Source organism: Actinoplanes subtropicus (assembly GCF_000721705.1).
In the GTDB taxonomy this organism is placed as follows: Bacteria; Actinomycetota; Actinomycetes; order Mycobacteriales; family Micromonosporaceae; genus Actinoplanes; species Actinoplanes subtropicus.
The window spans coordinates 230,176-241,177 of the sequence record NZ_JOJL01000016.1 but is presented as its reverse complement, the minus strand read 5'-3'; the positions used below and the strand labels follow the sequence as shown (position 1 = coordinate 241,177).

Here is an 11,002-nt window from a genome sequence, read left to right as displayed (position 1 = left end):
ATGCCATCATCGCTCTGGCCATGCTCAGCCTCGGCGGTCACCGACCCGAACTACCCGACCGATGACCGACAACCCACCCACACATCGATCACAAGAGCCTAATTTGTCGTACCCGCCGGATAGCTTGTCCGGGTGACGACCGCCCGTACGACCGCGAAGGCCGCCCGACCCGCCTACGTCTGCGATGCCTGCGGGCACCAGCCGCCGAAATGGCTCGGCCGGTGCCCGGAGTGCGGCGAGTGGGGCTCGGTGATCGAGTCCACGGTGTCCAGCCCGCTCGGCGCGGGCCGGGTGGTCAGTTCGCGCATGCCCGCCGAGCCGGCCCGGCCGATCGCCACGATCAGCGCCGCCCCGGCCAAGGCGGTGCCCACCAACGTCAGCGAGCTCGACCGGGTGCTCGGCGGCGGTCTGGTCCCCGGCGCGGTGGTGCTGCTGGCCGGCGAGCCGGGTGTGGGCAAGTCCACACTGCTGCTCGATGTGGCCCAGCAGTGGGCGGCCGGCGCCGGCAGCCCGTCGCTGGTGGTCAGCGGGGAGGAATCGGTCAGTCAGGTCCGGCTGCGCGCCGAGCGGCTGGGCGCCCTGCACGAGCGGCTCTTCCTGGCCTCGGAGAGCGACCTGAGCGCCGTCCTCGGCCATCTCGACGCGGTCAAGCCCGGCCTGCTCGTGCTCGATTCGGTGCAGACCATCTCGGCCCCCGGCACGGAGGGCGTGCCCGGCGGCGTGACCCAGGTCCGCGCGGTCACCGCCGCGCTGGTCGGGGTGGCCAAGGAGCGCGGCATCGCCACCGTCCTGGTCGGTCACGTCACCAAGGACGGTCAGGTGGCCGGCCCCCGAGTGCTGGAGCACCTGGTCGATGTGGTGCTGCATTTCGAGGGCGACAAGCATTCGTCGCTGCGGCTGGTCCGCGGCGTGAAAAACCGCTTCGGCGCGGCCGACGAGGTGGGCTGCTTCGAGATGCACGAGGGCGGCATCGCCAGCCTCGCCGACCCGTCCGGGCTGTTCCTCACCCGCTATCAGGAGCCGGTCCCGGGCACCTGCGTCACGGTCGCGATGGAGGGCCGCCGGGCCCTGGTCACCGAGGTGCAGGCGCTGATCGGGGCGGAGGTGCAGGGGTCACCGAGGCGGACGGTGTCGGGGCTCGACAGCGCCCGGCTGGCGATGGTCCTGGCCGTCCTGGAGCGCCGCACCAAGCAGCTCAAGCTCTACAACCGCGAGGTGTTCGCGGCGACCGTCGGCGGCATCCGGCTGGTCGAGCCCTCGGCCGACCTGGCGATGGCGCTGGCCGTCGCCTCCGGCGGGCTCGATCTCGCGATGGCGCCGCACCTGGTGGCGATCGGCGAGGTCGGCCTCACCGGCGAGATCCGCCGGGTCGGCGCGGTCGGCCGGCGGCTGGCCGAGGCGGCCCGGCTCGGCTTCCGCGAGGCGCTGGTGCCGCCCGGCTGCGCCCCGGAGGGCACCGGCGTCAAGGGCATGCGGGTCACCGAGGTCGCCGACCTACGCTCCGCATTGCAGACCGCGGCCCGGGCCTCGGCCGAGCACGGCGGCCGGTGACACAGGGTGAGTTTTGATCACGCTACGGAGCATTCATCGAACCACGCCTCGGCGCTCTGGATGACAGTCCGTAGAATGTCCAGGTGCCGCTCGACCGCGATGGTTCCAAGCCCGCCGCCGCCAGCCCGCCGCCACGACCCGGCGTGAACGGTTCGGCACGCCCTGGTCTCGGGGGCGGGGGCGGCGTGAGCCCCGATCCGCTCCGCGCCAATCTCGCCCTGATGGCTCCCGGCACCGCCCTGCGGGACGGTCTGGAGCGCATCCTGCGGGGCCGTACGGGTGCCTTGATCGTCCTCGGCCACGACGCCGTGGTGGAAAGCATCTGCACCGGCGGCTTCCCGCTCGATGTCGAGTTCTCCGCCACCCGGCTGCGCGAGCTGTGCAAGATGGACGGCGCGGTCGTGCTCTCCAGCGACGGCACCCGCATCGTGCGGGCCGCCGTCCACCTGATGCCCGACCCGTCGATCCCGTCCGAGGAGTCCGGCACCCGGCACCGTACGGCCGAGCGGGTCGCCAAGCAGAGCGGCTTCCCGGTCATCTCGGTGAGCCAGTCGATGCGCATCATCGGGCTGTATGTGAACGGTCAGCGCCACGTCCTCGACGACTCGGCGGCGATCCTGTCCCGGGCCAACCAGGCCCTGGCCACCCTGGAGCGCTACAAGCTGCGGCTAGACGAGGTCTCCGGCACCCTCTCCGCCCTGGAGATCGAGGATCTGGTCACCGTGCGCGACGCCGTGGCGGTCGTGCAGCGCCTCGAGATGGTCCGCCGCATCGCCGACGAGATCTCCGGCTACGTGGTCGAGCTGGGCACCGACGGCCGCCTGCTGGCCCTCCAGCTGGACGAGCTGATGGCCGGCGTCGACGCCGACCGCACCCTGGTGATCCGCGACTACCTGCCGACCGGCCGCAAGGCCCGCACCCTCGACGAGGCCCTGGTCGAGCTCGACCTGCTCTCCGCCACCGAGATGATCGACCTGGTCGCGGTGGCGAAGGCGATCGGCTACCCCGCCGCGTCCGACGCGCTGGACGCCGCGGTCTCCCCGCGCGGCTTCCGACTGCTGGCCAAGGTGCCCCGCCTCCCACCCCCGGTCGTCGAGCGGCTGGTCGACCACTTCGGCAGCCTCCAGCGCCTGCTGGGCGCCACGGTCGAAGACTTGCAGGCGGTCGACGGGGTGGGCGACGCGCGCGCCCGTGGCGTGCGGGAGGGCCTGTCCCGGCTGGCCGAGGCGTCCATCCTCGAGCGCTACGTCTGACGGCGCCGGGACGTGACGCGGCCCGGCGTCCACTGAGGACGCCGGGACCGTTCAGGAGATGAGGCCGGGACCGTTCAGGAGATGAGGGTGAGCAGCACCGGCTGGGATACGAGGGTGCCGAGCCGGGCCCTCAGCTCGAACTGACCGGGCGGCGGGGCCGGCCCGGAGGGCGAGGTGCCCGTACAACTGCTGGACTGCCGGCCGTTCCAGGTGAACTTGGTGGTTCGCGTGTTCCCCGGCGCGAACTGCCTTACGTCGGCGCTGTTGTCCTTGTTGCACGTGTCGGAGGACCAGTACTTCTTGGCGCCGACCTCGAGGTAGAGCTCCTGCGCACCCGCGCCGACATCGCGGCTGCAGGTGCGGTTACCGGTGTTCTTGACCGTGATAGTGATCTCCAGCGGCGCGCCCCGCTTGACCGTCGTCGTCGGCACGCCGGCGGCCACCAGGAACTCCGAGTCGGCGCAGGAGCCGGCGGCGGCGCCAACGTTGGTGTTCTGACCGTTCGCCGTGGCCGGCGGTGTGGTCGGACTGTCGGCGTCGTCGGTCGGGTCCTGCGACTCGAGGTCGCCCAGGGCGGGCAGCGACCGCTGGGTTCCGGGCACACCGTCCAGGAAGGACGGCTCGGGCGATGCGGAGGTCTTGGCGGGCGCCGGGGTGGGCAGGGACGTCGAGGACGAGGCGCCCTTGCCGCGCTGATCGTTCTTGTCGTTGCCGGAGCAGGAAACGAACAGCACGATGAGGCCGAGCAGGACAGCGCCCAGCACGACTGCACGCCGCCGCCAGTAGACGGCGGGAGGAAGGGGACCAACCGTCGATCGCATGATGGGGTCACCGTAAACCCGGACACCCCCGGCGACGGCCGCGACGCGCCGGGTACGCGACACCGACTCGCCTTGCCCGCCGTTAGAGATAGACCCTTCGCTGGTAGATGGCGTGCGCCCCGGCCACCCGGTCGAGGAAAAGTTTGCCCGCGCAATGGTCGATCTCGTGCTGCAGGGCGCGCGCCTCGAACGCGTCGGTGCTGAGGGTGACCGGCTCCCCGGTGCCGGGCGCGACGGCCTCGACCATGACGCGGCCGGCCCGCTTCACGTCACCGGTGAGATCGGGGACCGACATGCAGCCCTCGCGCCCGGCCTTCCACCGGCTCGCCTCGACGATCTTCGCGTTGCAGAGCACGAACGCGCCGTGCGTGGTCACCGCCTTCGGATGCCCGGTCACATCGACGGCGAAGACCTGGACGCCGACCCCGACCTGAGGGGCGGCCAGGCCGACGCAGCCGGGCGAGACGCGCATGGTCGCGACCAGGTCGGCGGCCAGCTGCACGACCTCCGGGGAGGTGGGGTCGACCTCGGCGCCGACCGTGCTCAGCACCGCCGCGGGAGCGGTGACGACCGGCCGGACGCGGCCCTCGGTCACAGCAGCTCCGACTCGGCGGGGCGCAGCGTCACCTCGACACCCAGCTCGGCGCCGGCCACCGCGAGCCGCTCGGCCAGCTCCTCGGAGGCGCCGGCCGGCAGGTCGATCTCGGCGATCAGCACGTACAGCGTGCCGGTGAGGCGGGTGCTCAGGTCGGTGATGTTGCCGCCCTCGGCCGCCACCACCCGGGCCACCGCGGCGACGATGCCCAGCCGATCGGCGCCGTGCACGCTCACCACCCACGGCTCGCCGTTGGTGGCCGCATCCGCCTGGGAGACCTCGCGGACGGTCGTGGTCACCCCGTCGAGTGGTTCCAGGGCCAGCGAGGCCGCCTCGACCCCGGCGCCGGTGCAGATCAGGGTCATCGCGAAGTGGCCGCGCAGGCGGGTCATCGTCGAGTCGGTGAGGTTGGCGCCCACCTCGGCCAGCGCCTCGGCCACGTCGGCGACGATCCCGGTACGGTCCGGGCCGATGACGGTGATGGCAAGCTCGTGCACCCGCCTACAGTATGTCCTGCCATGACTTTCGCCGACGACGCCATCGCCTGGTTCGACCAGAATGCCCGGGATCTTCCGTGGCGGCAGCCCACCACGAGCCCCTGGGGGGTGCTGGTCAGCGAGGTGATGCTGCAGCAGACTCCGGTGGTCCGGGTGGAGCCCGCCTGGCGCTCCTGGATGACCCGCTGGCCCACCCCGGCCGACCTGGCCGCCGACCCGCCGTCCGAGGCGATCCGGATGTGGGGGCGGCTCGGCTACCCGCGCCGGGCAATGCGCCTGCACGCCTGCGCCGTCGCGATCGTGGAGCGGCACGGCGGCGTGGTCCCGGCCGATCTCGTGCAGCTGCTGGCGCTGCCCGGGGTCGGCACCTACACCGGGCGGGCGGTGGCCACCTTCGCGTACGGCCAGCGGCACCCCGTCGTGGACACCAACGTCCGGCGGGTGGTGGCCCGGGCCGTCGAGGGCAAGCCGGACGCCGGCCCGACCACGACGGCCGCCGACCTGGTCGCGGTGGCCGAGTTGCTGCCCGACCCGCCGTCCCGGGCCGCGCGCGCGAGCATCGCCTTCATGGAGCTGGGCGCGATCGTCTGCACGGCCCGCGCGCCGCGCTGCCCGCAGTGCCCGTTCGAGGCGTCCTGCGCGTGGCGGGCCACCGGCGAGAAGCTGCCGCAAGGGCCGAGTCGCAAGCCGCAGCGGTACGCCGGGACCGATCGCCAGGTGCGCGGCCTGCTGCTGGAGGTGCTGCGGCACGCCACCGGCCCGGTGCCGCGCCAGCGCCTCGACCTGGTCTGGCAGGACGAGACGCAGCGGGTCCGGGCCCTGGCCGGCCTCGTCGAGGACGGCCTGGTCGAGCCGTTCAGCTCGGACAGTTTCGTCCTGGCGGGCGACCGGCCCTACTAGGCCTCCTTACCAGGCGACGACGCCCTGCGGGCTGGGCTGCACCGAGCCGAACTCGACCCTCTTCATGGTGATGCCGACCTTCGCCGGGTCGCCGAAGCCCTCGAGGTGCGCGGTGACCGTCTGGGCGTCGCCGAAGAGCTGGACCCGCAGGGCGTTGGCGGCGGAGCAGTCGCTCGCGGCCTTGTCGCAGGTCGTCCACCGCATGCCGCTGAAGGCGCTCGTGCCGTGCTTGAGGGTCGCGGCGGTCGGCTCGCCGGGCTGCCGCACGTCCCCGGCGTCGACCTTGATGGGCTCCCCGGCCGGGTTGATCGGGGTCACGGTCGCCCACCCGTCCAGCACGCAGGTCTTGGAACTGATGTTGGTCATGGTGAGCAACGCCCGCCGGTACGCGTCGGCCCGGTTGGGCTGGGCGGTGATCGTGACCTTCAGATCGGAGGTGGTGCAGGCGACGGGGTCGCCGGAGCCGGACTTCGGCGGCTTGTGGGTCTTGGTGGTGGTGGCGGTGGTGCCGCCGGCGGATCCACCGGCGCCGGCCTTGCCGGCCGTGGCCGGTGCGGCGCTGACCGGTGCGGCGCTGACCGGGGTGGCCGGTCCCGTCGGCCGGCCGGGCGTGGTCGCGGCGCAGGCCGACGTGGACAGGACGGCGGTGGCGCCGAGGGCCAGGACGATCGCAACCGGGTGAATTCGCATGCGAGAAGACTGCCGCGTACGAGCGGACGCATGCGCCGACGTCGATCAGCCTGGCACGAAAACAGGACCAGGCATTACTCGCGACGAACGGCCCAATTGATATGGGGCACCCAGAGGATCATGCGCATAAGCTCCAGTCGATTGACGGGCGCACCGTCGCGACCCGGACCCGGCCGCAACCTCGGAGTGTGATCTCCCATGCGTCGACCGTCTCGAACCCTGACCGCACTGTCCACCCTCACGCTGGCCTGCGCCGGCATTCTCACCGGCTCGCCCGGCGCCGCCCAGGCGGCCACCACCTGCTCGCAGGCCTACTTGCCGCTGCCCGACCCGAAATGCCAGCCGGGCGTCCGGTACTCCGCAGTCACGCAGAGCAATATCGACGAGACGATCTGCGTGTCCGGCTGGACTGCGACGGTCCGGCCCTCGACGTCCTACACGAACGCGCTGAAGAAGACCCAGATCGCGCAGTACAAGTACAGCGACACCTCGCTCTCCGACTACGAGGAAGACCACTTCATCCCGCTGGAGCTCGGCGGCGACCCGAAGTCCGAAAAGAACCTGTGGCCCGAGCCGCACTACGACTCCAACGGCGACGGCTCGGCCACAAAGGACACGGTCGAGAACAAGCTGAAGAAGATGGTCTGCGCCGGCACGGTCACGCTCAAGGCGGCCCAGGACGCGATCGCCGACGACTGGACCACGGCGTTGTCCGTGGTCGGCGGCTAGGCCCTGACCCATCGAGTGCGTCCCGGCCACTTCGCGGTGGCCGGGACGCGCCCGTTTCTAGTGGACGTACGGCCAGCCGCTCGAGTCGTACCCGAGCAGGTTGATCCCGAGCTTCGCCGTCCCGTTGTCCGCGTAGTAGTGGTAGACCAGCACGTCCGCGTCGGTGTCGGTGAAGACCGACTGGCCGCCCGGCCCGTGGATGCTGCCGTGCCCGGCCAGGATCTCGCTGCCGCCACCACTGGTCATCGCCGTGCCGTTCTTGTCGACGAACGGCCCGTTCACGCTGGTCGAGCGACCCACCATGATCCGGTACGTGCTGGCCGCGCCCCGGCAGCACAGGTCGAAGGACACGTACAGGTAGTAGTACGAACCGTGGTGGAACAGGAACGGTGCCTCGATCGCGCCGCCGCCGCGCCCGGCGATCGACCGGATGGTGCTGTCCAGCCGCTTGCCGGTGGACGGGTTCAGCTGCACCTGTTTGATCCCGGACCAGAACGAGCCGAGGCTCAGCCACCAGCGGCCGGACGGGTCGACGTACAGGTTCGGGTCGATGGCGTTGAAGTTGTCGCTGGTCGCCGACTCGATGACCAGGCCCTGGTTGCTCCAGGTGCCGGCGGCGCCGGTGCCGCTGGTGGCCAGGAAGATCGCCGAGTGGTTCGAGCCGAAGGTCGAGGCCGCGTAGTACAGGTAGTACTTGCCGTTGTGGTACGAGATGTCCGGCGCCCACAGGTTCGCGCTGCCCCCGGTGTACGACCTGGTCCAGGAGGCGCCGCCCGGGAAGGCCACGCCGGCATCCTTGAACGCCGTCCGGTCCGTCGAGGTCTTCAGCACGATGTTGTCACCGGTGTGCGCGATCAGATACGTCCCATCGGGCTTCTTCACGATGCCCGGATCGTGCACGTTGACACTGCCCGTCACCACCCCCGGATTCGGATAGGTCGCCGCCTCGGCCGCCCCGGCCCCCACCGCCGCCCCGGCCACCACCACCAGCACGACCACCGCGGTAAGCGCTTTCCTACGCCACACAGACCTCACCTCTCAACGCTGACGTTAGGGGAGTCCGCTAAGTGTGAACGCTCCCATAAATACCACCGCAGCTGACCCACCGCAGCTGACCCACCGCAGCTGACCCACCGCAGCTGACCCACCGCAGCTGACCCACCGCAGCTGACCCACCGCAGCGTGGGGGTCCGGGGGCTCGGCCCCCGGGTAGATATGCGGAGCGATCCCTGTCCACGCTTTCTGTGGACAGGGATCGCCTAGAGCGCAGCTCTCGCCTAGAGCGAGCGCCGTTACTCCTCGTTGGAGGCAGCTCCGAGGTCGGCGGGCACCGCGTCCGGCACCGAGACCCCCCGGTCGGCGCCGCGGAAGCTCAGCTTCGACTTCTCGACGTTCGCCGGGTCACCCTCGCAGTCCACCACCACGATCTGGCCGGGGCGCAGCTCGTTGAAGAGGATCTGCTCGGACAGGCTGTCCTCCAGATCGCGCTGGATCGTCCGCCGCAGCGGCCGGGCGCCCAGCACCGGGTCGAAGCCCTTGTTCGCCAGGTACTTCTTCGCGTTGTCGGTCAGCTCGAGGCCCATGTCCTTGTTCTTGAGCTGGCCCTCGATGCGCGAGGTGAAGATGTCGACGATCTGCAGGATCTCGTCCTGCCGGAGCTGGTGGAACACGATCGTGTCGTCGATACGGTTCAGGAACTCCGGGCGGAAGTGCTGCTTCAGCTCGTCGTTGACCTTGACCTTCATCCGGTCGTAGTTGCTCTCGGTGTCCTCCGAGGCCTGGAAGCCCAGCGACACCGCCTTCGCCACGTCCCGGGTGCCGAGGTTGGTGGTCAGGATGATGACCGTGTTCTTGAAGTCCACGATCCGGCCCTGGCCGTCGGTCAGGCGGCCGTCCTCCAGGATCTGCAGCAGCGTGTTGAAGACGTCCGGGTGGGCCTTCTCGATCTCGTCGAACAGGACCACCGAGAACGGCTTCCGCCGCACCTTCTCGGTGAGCTGGCCGCCCTCGTCGTAGCCGACGTAGCCGGGAGGGGCACCGACCAGGCGGGACACCGTGTACCGGTCGTGGAACTCGGACATGTCCAGCTGGATCAGCGCGTCCTCGGAGCCGAACAGGAACTCGGCCAGCGCCTTGGACAGCTCGGTCTTACCGACGCCGGACGGGCCGGCGAAGATGAACGAGCCGGACGGGCGCTTCGGGTCCTTCAGGCCGGCCCGGGTACGGCGGATCGCCTTGGAAACCGCCTTGACCGCGTCCTCCTGGCCGATGACCCGCTTGTGCAGCTCGTCCTCCATGCGGAGCAGACGGGACGTCTCCTCCTCGGTGAGCTTGTACACCGGGATGCCGGTCCAGTTGCCCAGGACCTCGGCGATCTGCTCGTCGTCGACCTCGGACACGACGTCCAGGTCGCCGGCCTTCCACTCCCGCTCGCGCTGCGCCTTCTGGCCGAGCAGCTGCTTCTCCTTGTCGCGCAGCTGGGCGGCGCGCTCGAAGTCCTGCGCGTCGATCGCGGACTCCTTGTCGCGACGCACCTGGGCGATGCGCTCGTCGAAGTCGCGCAGGTCCGGCGGCGCGGTCATCCGGCGGATCCGCATCCGGGCGCCGGCCTCGTCGATCAGGTCGATCGCCTTGTCCGGCAGGAAGCGGTCCGAGATGTACCGGTCGGCCAGCGTCGCGGCGGCCACGAGGGCGGCGTCGGTGATGCTGATCCGGTGGTGCGCCTCGTAGCGGTCGCGGAGACCCTTGAGGATCTCGATGGTGTGCGCCAGGGACGGCTCGCCGACCTGGATGGGCTGGAAGCGGCGCTCGAGCGCGGCGTCCTTCTCCAGGTGCTTGCGGTACTCGTCCAGGGTGGTCGCGCCGATGGTCTGCAGCTCGCCGCGGGCCAGCATCGGCTTGAGGATGCTCGCCGCGTCGATCGCGCCCTCGGCCGCGCCCGCGCCCACCAGGGTGTGGATCTCGTCGATGAACAGGATGATGTCGCCGCGGGTGCGGATCTCCTTCAGCACCTTCTTCAGGCGCTCCTCGAAGTCACCGCGGTACCGGGAACCGGCGACCAGCGCGCCCAGGTCGAGCGTGTACAGCTGCTTGTCCTTGAGCGTCTCGGGCACCTCGCCCTTGACGATCGACTGGGACAGTCCCTCGACGACGGCGGTCTTGCCGACACCGGGCTCGCCGATGAGCACCGGATTGTTCTTGGTACGGCGGGAGAGAACCTGCATGACCCGCTCGATTTCCTTTTCCCGGCCGATGACCGGGTCGAGCTTGCCCTCGCGGGCGGCCTGGGTCAGGTTGCGCCCGAACTGGTCGAGCACCAGCGACGTGGACGGAGCGGCCTCGCCCGCCGCGGCGCCGGCCGCGGCCGGCTCCTTGCCCTGGTAGCCCGAGAGCAGCTGGATGACCTGCTGGCGGACCCGGTTGAGGTCGGCACCGAGCTTGACCAGCACCTGGGCGGCGACGCCCTCGCCCTCGCGGATCAGGCCGAGCAGGATGTGCTCGGTTCCGATGTAGTTGTGACCCAGCTGGAGAGCCTCGCGCAGCGAGAGCTCCAGCACCTTCTTCGCCCGCGGCGTGAACGGGATGTGCCCGCTCGGCGCCTGCTGACCCTGGCCGATGATCTCTTCGACCTGTTGCCGGACGCCCTCCAACGAGATACCCAGGCTCTCGAGAGCCTTGGCGGCGACACCCTCGCCCTCGTGGATCAGGCCGAGCAGGATGTGCTCGGTCCCGATGTAATTGTGGTTGAGCATCCGGGCCTCTTCTTGGGCCAGGACGACAACCCGTCGCGCTCGGTCGGTGAACCGCTCGAACATGCCCTCGTGCTCCTCACGTGCCGTGCGCCAATGCTGAGCGCCTGTCTCAACAGCTGGCGGGGCCAGCGCACGGGCATCGGTGATGCCCGTGCTGTAACTCTATCGCCGCCCGGGGGTTCTGCTGGGCCCTCGTGGCCCCGCGAAACCGTCC

10 protein-coding genes are annotated in these 11,002 nt (G+C 70.6%); 4 read left to right on the top strand and 6 right to left on the bottom strand.

Annotated features, from left to right (window positions below; translation table 11 throughout):
- Nucleotides 1–132 precede the first annotated feature (132 nt).
- Together radA and disA are read left to right on the top strand one after the other, a co-directional pair.
- A complete protein-coding gene (gene radA, locus IH26_RS0122795) occupies nt 133–1,551 on the top strand; it encodes a DNA repair protein RadA (RefSeq protein ID WP_030438263.1) in 1,419 nt (472 codons plus the stop codon).
- An 83-nt stretch (nt 1,552–1,634) separates the two neighbouring features.
- Entirely contained in the window at nt 1,635–2,804 is a 1,170-nt protein-coding gene (gene disA / locus IH26_RS0122790; RefSeq protein ID WP_030438262.1) for a DNA integrity scanning diadenylate cyclase DisA, read from the top strand.
- 74 nt (nt 2,805–2,878) lie between these two features.
- On the opposite strand, the gene IH26_RS0122785 is transcribed toward disA, so the two are convergent.
- From IH26_RS0122785 to IH26_RS0122775, 3 genes are all read right to left on the bottom strand, one after another.
- Nucleotides 2,879–3,625: an adhesin gene (locus IH26_RS0122785; RefSeq protein WP_030438261.1), complete on the bottom strand. Its 747-nt coding sequence runs from the start codon at nt 3,623–3,625 to the stop codon at nt 2,879–2,881.
- A gap of 82 nt (nt 3,626–3,707) precedes the next feature.
- Nucleotides 3,708–4,220, bottom strand: coding sequence for a peptide deformylase (locus IH26_RS0122780; protein ID WP_030438260.1), 513 nt, complete (start codon nt 4,218–4,220; stop codon nt 3,708–3,710).
- Nucleotides 4,217–4,717, bottom strand: coding sequence for a glycine cleavage system transcriptional repressor (locus IH26_RS0122775; RefSeq protein ID WP_030438259.1), 501 nt, complete (start codon nt 4,715–4,717; stop codon nt 4,217–4,219). The genes IH26_RS0122780 and IH26_RS0122775 overlap by 4 nt, the downstream gene beginning before the upstream one ends.
- 21 nt (nt 4,718–4,738) lie before the next feature.
- On the opposite strand from IH26_RS0122775, the gene IH26_RS0122770 reads away from it, so the two are divergent.
- A complete protein-coding gene (locus tag IH26_RS0122770) occupies nt 4,739–5,617 on the top strand; it encodes an HhH-GPD family protein (RefSeq protein WP_030438258.1) in 879 nt (292 codons plus the stop codon).
- A 6-nt stretch (nt 5,618–5,623) separates the two neighbouring features.
- On the opposite strand, the gene IH26_RS0122765 is transcribed toward IH26_RS0122770, so the two are convergent.
- Nucleotides 5,624–6,307 (bottom strand): DUF4232 domain-containing protein, encoded by a 684-nt coding sequence (locus tag IH26_RS0122765; protein WP_030438257.1) that lies wholly within the window; start codon nt 6,305–6,307, stop codon nt 5,624–5,626.
- 198 nt (nt 6,308–6,505) lie between these two features.
- Between IH26_RS0122765 and IH26_RS0122760 the strand changes: the two genes are divergently transcribed.
- Nucleotides 6,506–7,036: a hypothetical protein gene (locus IH26_RS0122760; protein ID WP_030438256.1), complete on the top strand. Its 531-nt coding sequence runs from the start codon at nt 6,506–6,508 to the stop codon at nt 7,034–7,036.
- A 57-nt stretch (nt 7,037–7,093) separates the two neighbouring features.
- Here the strand turns inward: IH26_RS0122760 and IH26_RS0122755 are convergent, their stop codons facing one another.
- Together IH26_RS0122755 and IH26_RS0122750 are read right to left on the bottom strand one after the other, a co-directional pair.
- Nucleotides 7,094–8,062 carry an arabinan endo-1,5-alpha-L-arabinosidase gene (locus IH26_RS0122755; protein WP_030438255.1) on the bottom strand — a complete coding sequence of 323 codons (969 nt, stop codon included), beginning with the start codon at nt 8,060–8,062 and terminating at the stop codon, nt 7,094–7,096.
- A gap of 266 nt (nt 8,063–8,328) precedes the next feature.
- Nucleotides 8,329–10,851: an ATP-dependent Clp protease ATP-binding subunit gene (locus tag IH26_RS0122750; RefSeq protein ID WP_030438254.1), complete on the bottom strand. Its 2,523-nt coding sequence runs from the start codon at nt 10,849–10,851 to the stop codon at nt 8,329–8,331.
- Nucleotides 10,852–11,002 lie beyond the last annotated feature (151 nt).